Source organism: Chlorobium phaeovibrioides (genome assembly GCF_003968655.1).
GTDB classification, from domain to species: Bacteria; Bacteroidota; Chlorobiia; order Chlorobiales; family Chlorobiaceae; genus Chlorobium; species Chlorobium phaeovibrioides.
Genome location: NZ_RXYK01000001.1, coordinates 248,984 through 262,515, shown reverse-complemented (window position 1 = coordinate 262,515; position 13,532 = coordinate 248,984). Strand labels below are relative to the sequence as shown.

Genomic DNA, 13,532 nt, shown 5'->3' with positions numbered 1-13,532 from the left:
ATGGAAACAGAACATAGCGGATGCCGGATTCTTCTTTTTACCGGTGATGGGAAAGGCAAAAGCACGGCGGCTTTCGGCATGATGTCGAGAGCTCTTGGCCATGGGATGCGGGCAAGGGTCATACAGTTTGTAAAATCAGACAGTGCTGTTGGAGAACAGAAGTTTTTCAGCAAGTTGCCTGAGGTCAGTTGGGAGCAGTTTGGCCGGGGCTTTCTTCCCCGTGACCGGAAGAGTCCTGTGATGGAGGAGCATCGCGAAGCTGCAGCTGAGGGACTGCGGGCCGCAATTGAGGCGCTTGGAAATCCTCAGTATGATTTTGTGCTTCTTGATGAGGTATGTTTTGCGCTTGCCAATGAGCTGATGCCCGTTGAGCCGCTTCTTGATGCACTCCGCAGCTGCGGAAGCGGTAAAATAGTTGTCATGACTGGCAGAAATGCCCCACAGGTGCTTCTTGAGATTGCTGATACCGCTTCTGAAATGAAAATGCTCAAGCATGGATATCAGCAGGGAATCCCGGCAGAGAAGGGTGTTGAAAACTGATATGGCATCGACGCAGCAAAGAGTTGCAGTCTGTGCAGACAACCGCTTTACAAAAAAGAAGCCTCCGCTGCAGCGTCTCCGGCTTGTCCTGTTTCTCCTTGCTGTGCCTCTTCTGCTGATTGTTTCACTAATGCTTGGCCCTTCCGGGATCGGATTTCCGGATCTTGATTCACCGGTGGGAAGCGCCATTGCCTCCCTTCGTTTCAGCAGGATGCTGATGGGGATGATGACCGGTGCGGCTCTTGCGGCTTCAGGTGTGGTGTTTCAGGCATTGCTTCGCAACCCGCTTGCTGAGCCCTATGTGCTCGGGGTGAGTGGCGGTGCGGGACTTGGCGCAACCGTAAGCATTCTTGCTGGCGCGAGCCTTGCGCTTCCGTTGAGTCTTCCCGTTGTGGCATTTGTGTCTGCCGTTTTGACGCTTTTGCTTGTTTATGGTATTGCCAGTCAGGGTTCAGCTGGTCAGCCTTCGGTCTACAGTCTTATTCTGAGCGGTGTTATTGTCAGTGCCATATGCTCCAGCATCATCATGTTTCTTGTGTCCACTGCCAGTGTTGATGGCATGCACAATGTGATCTGGTGGATGCTCGGCAGCCTTCAGCCGGCCTCAACTGCACAGCAGCAGTTTTCAGCACTGCTGATTGTTGGTGGACTTGCGGGGTGCTGGGTACTCTCATCCCGATTGAACGCGCTTGTGCTTGGCCGTGAAATGGCTCATTATCAGGGTATCAATGCAGGGGTTGTGATTATTGTCGGACTGCTGTTTTCTACCCTTCTTGCGGCAACCGCGGTGTCGCTGTCGGGAATGATCGGGTTTGTAGGGCTTATTGTTCCGCATGTGATGCGCGCTTCTTTTGGCCCTGATCACCGTCGTCTGCTCCCTCTTGCCGCCTTGGGGGGAGGAGTGTTTCTTGTCATCTGCGATGCGGTGGCGCGCACCATTCTTGCCCCTGTTGAAATACCTGTTGGTGTTGTGACTGCTCTTGTTGGGGGACCTTTTTTCCTTCTCATTCTGCAGCGGCGGATGAAACAGGCCTGGATAGCATGAAGATGGCAGAGAACGCCTTGACATTCCTGGATGTATCCGCCGGATACAGGCACCACAAAGTGCTCGACAGTGTGAGCTTTTCGCTGAAGGCGGGGGAGTTAGTCTCTCTTATAGGGCCGAATGGCAGTGGGAAAAGTACGCTTCTTAAAACAGCAGCGGCTTTCATTAAGCCGCTGGAAGGCAAAGTGGAGCTGTTCGGCAGGGATGTCTCCCATCTCCCCCCCCGTGAGCGGGCCGCTCTATTGGGAATTGTTCCCCAGAAGCTTGAGTCGCCCATGGCGTTTACTGTGGAGCAGATTGTAACCAACGGACGGGTTGCTTCGATGGGGCTGTTCCGACCGGCAACATCATCCGATCATGATCTTGTTGAACGAGCAATGATTTACACGGATGTGCTCGCCATGCGCGATAGGTTTTTCGGTGAGTTGAGCGGGGGAGAGCAGCAGCGGGTCGCCCTTGCAATGGTGCTTGCCCAGGAGCCGAAACTCATCATGCTTGACGAATCCATTTCTCATCTCGATATAAACCATCGCAACGAGGTCCTGCAGATTCTTCTGAAGCTGAACCGCGAAGAGCAGTTAACAATTCTTCTTGTCAGCCATGATCTTTCACTCTCCGCTGCAATATCCGATAGGCTTATCCTGATGCAGGATGGAGCAATCAGGGCTGCCGGTATACCGAAGGATGTTCTCAAGGCTGATCTCCTCAGCGGCGTCTATAACTGTGATCTTCAGGTTCGTCAGGATCTCTATACCGGGGCATTGCAGGTTTCCGGGCCGATTGAGGGTCAAAAGCGTTCGTCGCCAACAGGCTGCAGGGTGCATGTTATTGCCGGAGGGGGGAGCGGAATAGAGTTGTTCCGGCGGTTGCTGCTTGAGGGGCACCGTGTGACGGCCGGAGTGCTCAACCTGCTTGACTCTGATGCGGAGGCTGCCAGAGCACTGAACATTGAGGCTGTGTTTGATCAGCCTTTTTCACCCATAGGGGCACCGGCTCTTCAGAGAGCCGGGCGGCTGAGCGAAGCAGCGGATGCTGTTATTGTGAGTCATGTTCCCTTTGGAGCCGGTAACCTTGTCAACCTTGACCTGGCGGCTGAGGCACTGAAGCAGGGGCGGAGGGTCTATATTGCAAACGGTATTTCCGGCCGCGACTACACCTCCGGAAAGCTTGCCACCCAAAAAGTCGAGGCTCTTTTCAATGACGGTGCTGTTGAGTGGGAGAGCCTGCACGAGCTGCTGACCGTACTTCATGAAAACCAGAAATAATGACAGCAATGGCATCAACCCACGCCTTCCCTTTTCGCTTTGGAACAACTTCATACATTATTCCCGATGAAATCATTCCCAATGTGGAATTTCTCAAAGATCGGGTTGACGACATAGAGCTCGTTCTTTTTGAGTCGGACGAATTCAGCAATCTTCCCTGCCGGGACGATATAGGCAGACTTTCGGATATTGCCGATGAATATGGGCTGTCGTATTCAGTTCATCTTCCGCTTGATGCCTATCTGGGCCATTCTGATAGGACTGAACGGCTCAAGTCGGTAGAGAAGTGCCGAAAGATTATTGAGCTGACGCGCCCGTTGCCGGTATCAGCCTTTGTCACCCATGCTGAAGCGGGCCTGGGTGTAGATATCAATCTCTTTTCGGAAGATGGTGTTGCCCGTTTCAGCGACCTTTTCTGGCAGTCCATCAACCAGCTCCTTAAAACTTCAGAAGCCAGCGCTTCGGAGTTTGCAGTAGAGACTCTCAATTATCCCTATGTCTTTATCTGGCCGGTTGTTGATGACCTCGGTCTTTCGGTGACTCTTGATGTTGGTCATCTTGAGTTATACGGATTTCCATTGGAGGATCATCTCAAGGAGTATCTCCATCGTACCAAAGTGATCCATATTCATGGGGTGCGTGAGGGGAAAGATCATAACTCGCTCGACTTTTACCCGTCTTCTGCTATGGACAGCGTGCTGGCAGCTTTACAGGCAAGTCCTGATCCGGACAGGGTGTTTACAATGGAAATATTCTCACTCGATGATTTCAACTCGTCATCTGACCTGATGCATGAAAGAAGGAGGGGGTTATGAAAAGGGTGGTGTTTGTGACCGGTGGGGCGAGAAGCGGGAAAAGCTCATTTGCACTCAATCTTGCTCTCAGGTTTCAATCCCGGGTTTTTCTGGCAACGGCTCAGGCGTTTGACCTGGAAATGGAGGAGCGGATACAGAAACACCGTGATGAGCGGGGTACAGGATTTACAACTGTTGAGGAGCCTGTCAACCTCGCAGGTGCACTGAGGGAGATCCCGGCAGGTACAGAAGTAGTGCTTGTGGACTGCCTGACGGTCTGGACCGGCAACCTCATGCACCGGTTTGGTGATGAGTCGAAAGAGATGATTGAGAAAGAGACTGCAGCTCTGCTGAGTGTGCTTGAGAGCCCTCCCTGCACAATCGTTCTCGTATCCAACGAGGTTGGCATGGGCATAGTGCCTGAGAATGCAATGGCGCGAAAGTTTCGTGACCTTGCCGGAAGAGTCAACCAGAAAGTGGCAGCAGCCGCTACGGAGGCCTATCTTTTGTGCAGCGGTCTTCCAATCCAACTTAAATAGGTTATTTCCCATGAAGGAAAAGTTTCTGGCTTTGATTGCTGCCGTCAGTCCTGCTGACCATTCCCTTTCCGGGGCGGCTCAGGCTCATCTTGATGACTTGACCAAGCCTCAGGGAAGCCTTGGGCGCCTTGAGGAGATTGCCTTGCGCTTTGTTCAGGCAACAGCATCCCTTTCACCAGTCATCAATCGGAAAAAGATCTGCTGTTTTGCCGGCGACCATGGTGTTGCCAGAGAAGGGGTTTCAGCGTTTCCTTCGGAGGTGACGCCGCAGATGGTGTACACTATGCTTTCGGGCGGGGCTGCCATCAATGTGTTTGCCCGTCATGTCGGGGCTGATCTTGCAGTGGTTGACATGGGTGTGAATCATGACTTTCCAGACCATCCGGTATTGGTGAAAAGAAAGGTTGCCAAAGGTACCGGCAACATTGCTGCGGGACCGGCCATGAGTGAAAATGAAGCGATTGGGGCCATCCTGGCCGGTGCGGCACTGGCTGCAGAGGCTCATGCTGAGGGGTACCATCTCTTGGGCACGGGTGAAATGGGAATTGCCAACACAACGCCTGCCGCAGCTTTGTATTCAGTTCTTCTCGGGGTTCCGGTTGATGGTATTACCGGGCGGGGGACAGGAATTGATGATGAACGCCTTCAGCATAAAAAAGAGGTCATAAAGAGGGCTGTCGGGGTAAATTCCGGGCTGTGCACTACTCCGCTGGGTACGCTGGCTGCTCTTGGAGGGTATGAAATTGCCGGCATTGCAGGATTCATTCTTGGTGCCGCGGCTTGCCGGGTTCCTGTTGTAGTTGACGGATTTATTTCCTCAGCCGGAGCTGTTGTGGCCATGAAACTCTGCCCGGTTGTGGCTGACTATCTTTTTTTCAGCCATCTTTCAAACGAGCAGGGGCACAGAGCTGTGATGCAGGCACTCGGGGCACGCCCGATTCTTGACCTTGATCTTCGTCTTGGCGAGGGAACAGGCGCAGCACTTGCAATGCAGATGATTGAGGCTGCCGTTAAAATGTATAATGAAATGGCAACATTCAGCTCGGCCAGTGTCAGCGAAAAGGAAGGGGAGTAAGAGGAGATGCTGAGTGGACTGGTTTCGGCAATACGAACGCTTACCATTTTTTCTGTTCCCGGAAAAGATGCGGAGAATTTCAGCAGTTCCCTCTACTGGTTTCCAGTTGTCGGCGCATTTCTTGGCACCCTTCTCGCCGCCTGCGCCTGGCTCCCGCTCAGCATTGGCTGGAGTGAGCTTGCCTCTGCTGTGGTGGTTGTGGGCGGTTTTATTGTAAGCCGTGGGATGCATGCTGACGGCCTGGCCGATATGGCTGACGGCTTCTGGGGCGGAGGTGACCGTGAGAGGACACTCTCCATCATGAAAGATCCCACTGTCGGTTCTTTTGGTGCACTTGCCCTTCTCTCTCTCATGCTGTTGAAGTGGGTTGCGATTCTCAGGCTTACCGAACATGGTGCGTTCGCCCTTATTGCCTCTGGTGTGCTGCTTGGTCGGTTGTCGCAGGTGCTGCTGGCCGCATCGCTTCCGTATGCCCGGAAGGAAGGGGGAACGGCTTCAGGTTTTGTCGGGGGTGCTGGCCGAACTCATGCAGCAGTGGCCCTGGCTCTCTCGTTGATGATGACTCTTCCTTTCTTTTATCGTGACCCGTTTTTGCTCTTCCTCCTCTTCGGTGCGGCATTGACTGCAGCCGCGCTCATCGGTTTTTTGAGCATGAAAAAAATTGGCGGCATAACGGGCGATGTTCTGGGCGCGGTGAGTGAAGTCACGGAGCTGTTCGTCTGGCTTGCAGCCGGCGTTGCTTTCACTGCATTCTGAAAGTTCCACAGCTCCCGCCGACCTCTTTTATTTTGTGATTTTTCATCGGTTATTTGGTTGCTTATGAGCATATGCTTATAATTTGCCCATCAGCACGGCATATGCCGTTACTTTCTCTTAATTTTATCTGAAGTGTACGGCTATGGGCGACAATATGGTCATCTCCTTTGGCGGCGGTAAAAAAGTAAACGCCAGTTACCGCGGATTCACTATCCAGACAGACCAGTCGGTCAATGGCGGAGGTGAGGGTTCAGCACCAGAGCCGTTTGCGCTTTTTCTCGCTTCAATCGGCACCTGTGCCGGAATCTATGTTTTTCTGTTCTGTGAGCAGCGGGGGATTCCAACCGACAATATCCGTATTGTGCAGTCGCACGAACCCCGGGAGGACGGGACAGGAGTAGGCAAAATTTCTCTTTCCATAGATCTTCCCTCTGATTTCCCTGCAAAATATCGGACTGCCGTCATTTCTGCAGCCAATCTCTGCGCAGTGAAAAAGCACATTCTCGACCCTCCTGTTTTTGAAGTTGCGGCCACAATCGCAGAAGGCTGAACGACCACTTTTTCCATCAACATCAACCCCTCACATTCACCATCCTTCAGACATGACTACTCAAGCAGGATATGAAGAACAGCCATTACGGCTGCGTAATTTTCACATTACATTTTTTGCCATCATTCTTGGTATGGCAGGTTTTACTCTTGCCATCCAGAAAGGCAGCGGACTTTTTCCAGTGCTGGAACCAGCAAACGCCTGGCTTCTGTATTTCACTCTCGCCCTTTTCGGCCTTGTCAGTCTTGTCTATCTGGTAAAAGCAGTAACTCATCCCGATACCATAGTCAAGGAGTGGAACCACCCGGTCAAGGTCAACTTCTTTCCTCTTATAGCTAAAATCTGCCTTGTCCTCAGCGTTGTCTATCTTGATCGCAGTATGCAGGTTTCCTACTATCTGTGGGTAACTGGTGTGGTGCTTCAACTTCTTGCCTCTGTGTTCATTATTTCCAGCTGGATCAATCAGTCGCATTTCAAGATTGAGCATATGACTCCCGGTTGGTTCATTCCAATTGTTGGCGCCATTATAGTCCCTATCGCCGGCGTAAAACATGGCTTTATTGAAGTTTCCTGGTTTTTCTTTGCGGTGGGTATAATTTTTTGGATCGCGCTGTTTACCATTGTCATGTACCGGATGATTTTCCACGCATCCATTCCAGACCGTCTGCTGCCTACTCTCTTCATTCTTTTCGCTCCCCCTGCCATCGGCTTCATTGCGTATGTAAAGCTTGGCGGCGGTGAGCTTGATGCCTTTGCCCGCATCCTTTATTATTTCTCGCTCTTCATGTTTGTGCTGGTACTGTTTCAGCTTCCCATGCTCTCAAAAATCAATTTTTACCTTTCATGGTGGGCCTATTCATTCCCGGTGGCAGCCAAGGCCCTTGCAACGCTTCTGATGTACCACCTGACAATGAATCCGTTTTTCAAGAGCATTGCGATTTTTGAACTCGGATTTCTCATACTCATTATTGTGGTGCTGCTGATTCGGACACTGATGGCGGTGGTACGAGGTGAAATCTGTGTTGAAGACTGAGCGGCAGAAATTGCCTGCAATGAAAAACATCAGAGCCGGGAGGCCGGTCCGTTGCCGTTGTGTTGAGGATCTTCCGAAAGTCACCTGCTTCAATCCTGAGGGGGTTTCCCCCTCAAGGCTTGAGAGTGTGGTGATTTCGGTTGATGAGCTTGAGGCACTAAGGCTCGGTGATAAAATGGGCCTCTATCAGGCTGATGCAGCAGCTCGCATGAGGATTTCGCGGCAGACCTTTGGCAGAATTATTGAATCGGCTCATAAAAAGGTAGCTGAAGCGATTGTTGAAGGGAAATCAATCTGTATTGCGGGTGGTCATGTTGAGGCTCATTCCGGTCCGTTTGGTACCTCCGGGCCCGAAAGTTGCGTCTGTCTGGGCTGCGGTTATGAAAATCCTCATCTTGATGGCATCCCATGCCGGATAGAGCTGTGTCCTCAATGTGGCGGGGCGCTTGTCCGAAAGGGGAGAAGCTCAAGCGTTGACACTTAACCGTCTTTTCCGCTTCGTGTTGCCCACCAGTCCTCCCCATAGTTGTAGAACATCTCTTCCCCCTAGTTCACTTCACTGAGTGCATAGAGTACCAGCTCTTTTCCTGACGGGGTTTCGTCAAGATAGTAAGCCACATTCGGTTCAAAGGAGTGGTTGAAGAGCATCCCGTTGCCCATCACCACCAGTCGCGAATTCTCTGAATTTCCGTAGAAGACATAGTTGAGCAGTTCGCCTCCGATGTCGGTATGGTTGACCTCAAGTGCTGGACAGCGCTCGATGATCTCACCGGATTTGATGTTTTGTGCCGCAAATGCTCCTCTGCCGGCGATAGGGGAGGGCTTAATGCGGACCTTTCCTTCTGGTCGATTTTTCCTGCGGAAAATGGTTGTCACAAGTGTGGTTCCAATGGCCAGGGTCGCAACAAGAGTGACGGCCAGAGTGATGAACGATACTTCTGTCATAAGTTGGAGAGTTGCCGGTGGTCCGGAAAACAGGACTGCCGGCCCTTTTGAGCCGGCAGTCACTGTCCCGATTACAGAGAAGAAGTCGGTACTTACTTTTTAGGCGTGATGGCAGCAGAGACGCTGTCAATGACGCTGATATAGGCGTTAACGACACCGGTAGCAATGTTGCCCGACGCTTTGAGGGCAGAGCTTGCGATCTCCATGCCGTTATTTACTGCATCACCGGCAATGTCAATTGCCCCCTGTCCCATGTTGCCAACACTTTGAAAGAGATCAAAAAATACTCCGGTGCCGTTGTTTTCTGCTTCGTTTGCCATGGATGTAGATATGATTAAGGTTGATGATTCGGGTTCTGCACTGTTTATGAGTATGTTTAAGATACAATAAGTTTCAGTTTTTCCCTGCAGCCGTGCGGTTGAACCTTTTTTTCTGAGTTATTCATGCCGAACAGTTCTCCTGTTTCTCTTGTCATAATCGGCGGCGGTGCGTCCGGAATGGCTGCGGCAATCGCGGCCCGTGAAACTGCTGACAGCCTTGGGCTAAAAAGGGGAGATTTCAGTATTGTCATTGTTGAACGAAATTGCCGCCTGGGAGAGAAAATAAGGATATCGGGGGGAGGGAAATGCAATATCACCCATGAAGGCACTCCCGCTGATCTTCTGCGGCAGGGGTTTTTCACCAAGGCCGAGGAAAGGTTTCTCCGCTCGGCTTTGTTTTCATTCACAAACTCAGACACTCTTGAGCTGCTTGCGCGAAAAGGGCTGGAAACCAGAGCGCGTGAGGATGGGAAAGTGTTTCCTGTTGATGGAAACGGGCCGGCTGTTGCCGAGGCTTTTGGTTCACTGCTTGATGACTTTGCTGTCCGTGTTCAATTTTCTTCCAGGGTCAAGAAGGTGTTTCATCGGGATGGGCAGTTCGAGCTCTTGTTTGATACCCACGGGACCCTTTGTTCAAAGCACCTTGTATTGGCTACAGGGGGCGTTTCCTGGCCCCAGACTGGAACAACGGGCGACGGTCTCCGGATAGCCCGTTCTCTGGGTCATACGCTTGCAGCTTCTTCTCCTGCCCTTGCCCCGCTTTATCTGGTTCGTCCCCCTTCACCTGCATTGGCAGGAATTTCACTTCGAAGTGTAGGACTGAGGGTTTCCTCTGTGTCCGGAGAGGCCTCTCGCAGGGGGGATGTACTCTTTACCCATAAAGGGCTCAGCGGTCCGGCAGCACTTTCCCTTTCGCGAGATGCGGCACTGCTTCTGTCACATGAGGGGAAATGTTCAGTTGTGGCAGATCTTTTCCCTGATCTTCCGGTTACCGCACTGGAAGGGGAACTGCTTCGCCAGGCCAAAGAGAAGGGGGCGCAGATGATCAGGAAATTTCTGCAGATGTGCCCGATTGCACCTCCAGGAAGATTTGTGGATGCTGCTCCACATGGAACCATACCCAGCGCATTGGTTCCCTTTATCATGAAGCATGCCGGGATTGAAGAGGATGTTACCTGGAGCTCGCTTTCAAAAATCGGGAGGAAAAGTATGCTCCGGGTTCTGAAGAATTTCCCTCTGGGTGAAGTGGGGCGGGTGCCGCTTGAACAGGGAGAGGTGTCGGCGGGAGGGGTAGTGCTTCGGGAAGTAAATCCGAAAACCATGGAGTCGAGAGTTGTTCCCGGGCTCTATCTTTGCGGGGAAATTCTGGATTATGCCGGTGAAATCGGCGGCTTCAATCTTCAGGCCGCCTTTTCCACCGGATGGCTTGCCGGCTCTTCCGCCGTCTCTCAGCTGCAGGAGTAAATCGGGTCGGAAGCTGGTGCTGTGTTTTTCTGGACCTCCATTCGTATTCCTGCACTATCAAAGGACTGCGGAGTTTTTCCTTCAACTGTGACCACTGTGCCCTCAAACCTAATGCGCATGGGCACACTTACTTTCCGTTCATCACCGCAGACATTGTTTTTTACCCCGGGCCGCAGGAGAAGGGGAGCGGCGTCTCCGTCAGTATATGCAGCAATAGCATAGTCAACAGTACTGAGTGCGGTTATGGAACCATCCTCGCCAAACTGCACGGAGTTGATGTCGCCATGGATGCCATTAGGCTCATTGTCATAGGCGGTTATTGTGCCTATTGGCGTTGGAAGCTCTATTTTTTTCAGTGGTTCAAAAGAACGGACGCTCCCGTTTTCATAAAAGGCAACACCTATTCTGGCGCTGAAACTTCCGAGAGGCGTGTTGAGGATGATGCTCTGTCCAGGCCAGAGCGTTATGCTTTTCAGAGAACCGCTTTCGTAAAACTGAGCTGCAATTATTTTTGCAGTAATAGGTCCGGATGGTGTTGCCAGAGTGCTCTTGACCGCCAGCTTGAACTCGTTCTCCCATGACCAGAAACCACTCAGTTTCCCGTCGAGCGGGAAGATTCTTTTGACGGCACCGCTCCGGTAAAAGGTGACAAGTTCTGCAGGCATGGGACCTGCCGGAGTTTCAAGCATGGTCTGCGACTGAAGGGGGAGTGATTTAAGCGAGCCGTCCTTGTAAAAACAGACGGGCTTCACGCTTCTGCGGCCCATATCTTCGGCTTCATATTGCGGAACAAGGTTTCCCAGAGGCGACTGCAGCTCGTTGTACTCTGTCATGAAGCCGCCGTCCATTTTACTATTTGAGGCCAGTTCCTTGAATGTAAAGCCCGAAAGCTCTCCATATGGTGTGGGTTTTGTTGCCATGGTAGTCCTTGTTTTCTCTGTTTGGCGTTGAACGATCCCGACTAAGCAAAGGGGGCATACGACGATTATGCAACAACCGTGCCGAAATCGCGTGATTTCGCAAGCTGTTTAATTATAGGTTCTTAGCGGGAGGCTTTTGTGCCAGCTGCCTTGAAAAAAGCTACCCGAAGGTAGCTTTTGAGGGGGTGGCGACGGAATGGTAGGAAATGGATGGCCTCTATTGGGTGCGCTGCTGAAGAGCTTTTTCGGAGATGACCTGCTCTATTGATGAGGAAATGCTGAGACTTCGCATAAGATCCAGAAGGTTCTGGCGTATGGTGAGGTTGATTTCTATCGGACGGCCATTTTGGTAGTCGGGGTTTCTGCCTTTCAGGTGCAGCGCAATTTCAGATTGACCATCGGGTTCCATGTCTATGGTTGAGGTGAGGTCGCGGTAAAGAAAATTAGTCAGTGCATCATAGGTGATTCTCAGACCGGGATTCGCAGCAGCGCGCTCTTCAGGTGTTGTTGCGTAGATGATCTGGCCATTCTGCTCGGCATTCATACCTCCGTCCCGTATGGCAAAGGTCTTGTTTTCCATTGTTACAGGAATACTGCCTGAGAGTGTTCCGGTGGCATAGACTTTTTTTGTTCCCTGCATGTCAAGCAGTTTCTGGAGAGGGAGGCTGCTGAAATGAATTGAAGTTTCTCCGTTTCCTGTTGCCATGTCATAGTCCATACGCGCAATGCTCATGGTGGAATTGAAAAAACCGGCGCTGAAATTTGAGAGGGTGATGATGTCCGGGTTGTCGGGGTTGAAGAATAAACGGGCTCTGCCTGCCGGATGGCTTATCAGCAGTTCTCCTCCTCCGGCTGTTCGTTTGAGCTCCTGTGAGCTGAAGTCAATGACTGTGGCTCCGCCTGGGTGGCGTGTCAGGACAGCTGCAGGTTTACTGAAAGCATACGAGGCCTCACCGGTTTGGGGGTCACGGATGGTGATTGTTCCTCCACCATCCGAACGAAGTCGCGCGTTTCTAATGACTGGTCCGTTTGGTGTCAAGGCGAGGGGAATGGTGCCGTTCACGCTGCCGATCAGCTTTCCACCGAAATCACCATGAAAATGAACCGTTTCAAGAGCATTGACATTTTTGAGGGTAAAAACGAGTGAAGTTTCTGCAGTGGCACTGTTGTGACGGGATGGGGAAGCGCTGAATGTTCCTCCAAGCAACGAGGCTGAAAGGGCGCTGAGGCCAACTCCTTTGTCGGGGCTGACTGAGGCAGCTGCATTGAGGTTCTGAAGGAACACGCCTTCATTGAGTTCTATGGTGAGCCACTCTTTGTTCTCACGGTTATAGTATGAAAGACGGGTATTGGGTCCGGCTGAAAGGGATGCGTTTCTCAGAGTCACTGTTGTGTCTCTGTAGACGAAGGGAATTGTTCCTTGAAATGTTCCGGTGGCAAATGGCAATTCGCCCTCTGTGCGTTTGAGTCCGGGCAGTTCTCCAATGTTGATGTCTGTCAGGGAAAGGGTGCCGGCCGCCATGCCCTGTTTCATATTGTAGGTCAGGGTGTCGAGCGAGGCGTTCATGCCGAACAGGTCTGCTGAACAATCAAGGAGTGAGATTGTGCAAGGCTGCAGGCTGTCGGCCCGGAGAGGAAATGAGGCTGAAATGTTGGCGACAGGCAATCTGTCCGGGCCGCTCTGGATACTGCCGATACGGATTGTTCCTCCTCTTGGGGTCAGCCCTTTTTGAGGGTTCAACAGCAGCGGGAAATGTATCTCCTTTGCCGATAATGCACCGCTCTGTAGCGAAGCATCATCTATGGAGTAGGAGAGAGATGTTGGCGTCAGGGTTGGGGCAGCTCCTCTTTGAAGGGCAACGGCAAGGGTTGCTGAAAGAGCCGGATTGCGGTCAGTAAAAACAAATTGTCCCGATTCTGGCTGAACGGCAAGGGAGTCTGATTGTAACGAGAGATCGGCGTTGAGTAAGGCTGAAGCGAACAGTGAGGAAAGGTTCAGCTTCCATCCAATTCTCCCTTTGCCGAGTGAGGCTCTGTATATGGAAGGAGGCGAGTCAGGGGAGCAGGGGCCGGGTGGGGTAGTAATTGTGGCCGTTATGGATGTAAATCCAATTCCGCCGGGTCCCGGCCTGCCGAGTCCATTCAGCTCAATAGTGTGTGACGGGCCATGCAGCGCCCCTCGAAGAAGTGCGGGGGCATACATCGGAAACGCAAGCCATGCTGCCGTCACTACCATGACCGACAGCAGCAGCAGAGCAATAATAATTCTTCCGGCCCATTTCACTG

At 51.9% G+C, this 13,532-nt stretch carries 15 protein-coding genes; 11 read left to right on the top strand and 4 right to left on the bottom strand.

Features of this window, described 5'->3' with window-relative positions; all coding sequences use genetic code 11:
• From EKD02_RS01195 to EKD02_RS01150, 10 genes are all read left to right on the top strand, one after another.
• Entirely contained in the window at positions 1–540 is a 540-nt protein-coding gene (locus tag EKD02_RS01195; protein WP_126383423.1) for a cob(I)yrinic acid a,c-diamide adenosyltransferase, read from the top strand.
• Between the two features lies 1 nt (position 541).
• Positions 542–1,585 (top strand): FecCD family ABC transporter permease, encoded by a 1,044-nt coding sequence (locus EKD02_RS01190; protein WP_126383421.1) that lies wholly within the window; start codon positions 542–544, stop codon positions 1,583–1,585.
• A gap of 2 nt (positions 1,586–1,587) precedes the next feature.
• Positions 1,588–2,850: an ABC transporter ATP-binding protein gene (locus EKD02_RS01185; RefSeq protein WP_185805675.1), complete on the top strand. Its 1,263-nt coding sequence runs from the start codon at positions 1,588–1,590 to the stop codon at positions 2,848–2,850.
• 8 nt (positions 2,851–2,858) lie between these two features.
• Positions 2,859–3,665 (top strand): cobamide remodeling phosphodiesterase CbiR, encoded by an 807-nt coding sequence (cbiR, locus tag EKD02_RS01180; protein ID WP_439099345.1) that lies wholly within the window; start codon positions 2,859–2,861, stop codon positions 3,663–3,665.
• Positions 3,662–4,183 carry a bifunctional adenosylcobinamide kinase/adenosylcobinamide-phosphate guanylyltransferase gene (gene cobU, locus EKD02_RS01175; RefSeq protein ID WP_126383415.1) on the top strand — a complete coding sequence of 174 codons (522 nt, stop codon included), beginning with the start codon at positions 3,662–3,664 and terminating at the stop codon, positions 4,181–4,183. The genes cbiR and cobU overlap by 4 nt, the downstream gene beginning before the upstream one ends.
• 10 nt (positions 4,184–4,193) lie before the next feature.
• Complete coding sequence (gene cobT, locus EKD02_RS01170; RefSeq protein ID WP_126383413.1) at positions 4,194–5,258, top strand: nicotinate-nucleotide--dimethylbenzimidazole phosphoribosyltransferase; 1,065 nt, start codon at positions 4,194–4,196, stop codon at positions 5,256–5,258.
• Positions 5,259–5,264: 6 nt separating this feature from the next.
• Positions 5,265–6,014, top strand: coding sequence for an adenosylcobinamide-GDP ribazoletransferase (locus tag EKD02_RS01165; protein WP_011890063.1), 750 nt, complete (start codon positions 5,265–5,267; stop codon positions 6,012–6,014).
• A 142-nt stretch (positions 6,015–6,156) separates the two neighbouring features.
• Entirely contained in the window at positions 6,157–6,564 is a 408-nt protein-coding gene (locus EKD02_RS01160) for an OsmC family protein (protein ID WP_041469784.1), read from the top strand.
• A gap of 52 nt (positions 6,565–6,616) precedes the next feature.
• Entirely contained in the window at positions 6,617–7,597 is a 981-nt protein-coding gene (locus EKD02_RS01155) for an SLAC1 anion channel family protein (RefSeq protein WP_011890065.1), read from the top strand.
• 19 nt (positions 7,598–7,616) lie between these two features.
• Positions 7,617–8,081: a DUF134 domain-containing protein gene (locus EKD02_RS01150; protein WP_126383411.1), complete on the top strand. Its 465-nt coding sequence runs from the start codon at positions 7,617–7,619 to the stop codon at positions 8,079–8,081.
• A gap of 62 nt (positions 8,082–8,143) precedes the next feature.
• On the opposite strand, the gene EKD02_RS01145 is transcribed toward EKD02_RS01150, so the two are convergent.
• Positions 8,144–8,542 carry an SET domain-containing protein-lysine N-methyltransferase gene (locus EKD02_RS01145; protein ID WP_244924376.1) on the bottom strand — a complete coding sequence of 133 codons (399 nt, stop codon included), beginning with the start codon at positions 8,540–8,542 and terminating at the stop codon, positions 8,144–8,146.
• Between the two features lie 92 nt (positions 8,543–8,634).
• Positions 8,635–8,862, bottom strand: coding sequence for a hypothetical protein (locus EKD02_RS01140; RefSeq protein ID WP_126342316.1), 228 nt, complete (start codon positions 8,860–8,862; stop codon positions 8,635–8,637).
• 123 nt (positions 8,863–8,985) lie between these two features.
• Between EKD02_RS01140 and EKD02_RS01135 the strand changes: the two genes are divergently transcribed.
• The gene (locus EKD02_RS01135) at positions 8,986–10,326 is read left to right on the top strand and encodes a BaiN/RdsA family NAD(P)/FAD-dependent oxidoreductase (protein WP_126383409.1); all 1,341 of its coding nucleotides are present in this window, start codon (positions 8,986–8,988) and stop codon (positions 10,324–10,326) included.
• On the opposite strand, the gene EKD02_RS01130 is transcribed toward EKD02_RS01135, so the two are convergent.
• Positions 10,311–11,246 carry a hypothetical protein gene (locus tag EKD02_RS01130; protein WP_126383407.1) on the bottom strand — a complete coding sequence of 312 codons (936 nt, stop codon included), beginning with the start codon at positions 11,244–11,246 and terminating at the stop codon, positions 10,311–10,313. The genes EKD02_RS01135 and EKD02_RS01130 overlap by 16 nt on opposite strands.
• Before the next feature lie 217 nt (positions 11,247–11,463).
• A complete protein-coding gene (locus EKD02_RS01125; RefSeq protein ID WP_126383405.1) occupies positions 11,464–13,530 on the bottom strand; it encodes an intermembrane phospholipid transport YdbH family protein in 2,067 nt (688 codons plus the stop codon).
• Between the last annotated feature and the right edge of the window lie 2 nt (positions 13,531–13,532).

Excerpts from the sequence above, each read along its gene's own strand:
- EKD02_RS01160 (WP_041469784.1), top strand. The coding sequence starts at position 6,157 with ATGGGCGACAATATGGTCATCTCCTTTGGCGGCGGTAAAAAAGTAAAC.
- EKD02_RS01150 (WP_126383411.1), top strand. The coding sequence starts at position 7,617 with ATGAAAAACATCAGAGCCGGGAGGCCGGTCCGTTGCCGTTGTGTTGAG.
- EKD02_RS01140 (WP_126342316.1), bottom strand. The coding sequence starts at position 8,862 with ATGGCAAACGAAGCAGAAAACAACGGCACCGGAGTATTTTTTGATCTC.
- cbiR (WP_439099345.1), top strand. The coding sequence starts at position 2,859 with ATGGCATCAACCCACGCCTTCCCTTTTCGCTTTGGAACAACTTCATAC.
- EKD02_RS01145 (WP_244924376.1), bottom strand. The coding sequence starts at position 8,542 with ATGACAGAAGTATCGTTCATCACTCTGGCCGTCACTCTTGTTGCGACC.
- EKD02_RS01185 (WP_185805675.1), top strand. The coding sequence starts at position 1,588 with ATGGCAGAGAACGCCTTGACATTCCTGGATGTATCCGCCGGATACAGG.
- EKD02_RS01165 (WP_011890063.1), top strand. The coding sequence starts at position 5,265 with ATGCTGAGTGGACTGGTTTCGGCAATACGAACGCTTACCATTTTTTCT.
- cobT (WP_126383413.1), top strand. The coding sequence starts at position 4,194 with ATGAAGGAAAAGTTTCTGGCTTTGATTGCTGCCGTCAGTCCTGCTGAC.
- EKD02_RS01135 (WP_126383409.1), top strand. The coding sequence starts at position 8,986 with ATGCCGAACAGTTCTCCTGTTTCTCTTGTCATAATCGGCGGCGGTGCG.
- EKD02_RS01190 (WP_126383421.1), top strand. The coding sequence starts at position 542 with ATGGCATCGACGCAGCAAAGAGTTGCAGTCTGTGCAGACAACCGCTTT.
- cobU (WP_126383415.1), top strand. The coding sequence starts at position 3,662 with ATGAAAAGGGTGGTGTTTGTGACCGGTGGGGCGAGAAGCGGGAAAAGC.
- EKD02_RS01155 (WP_011890065.1), top strand. The coding sequence starts at position 6,617 with ATGACTACTCAAGCAGGATATGAAGAACAGCCATTACGGCTGCGTAAT.
- EKD02_RS01195 (WP_126383423.1), top strand. The coding sequence starts at position 1 with ATGGAAACAGAACATAGCGGATGCCGGATTCTTCTTTTTACCGGTGAT.
- EKD02_RS01130 (WP_126383407.1), bottom strand. The coding sequence starts at position 11,246 with ATGGCAACAAAACCCACACCATATGGAGAGCTTTCGGGCTTTACATTC.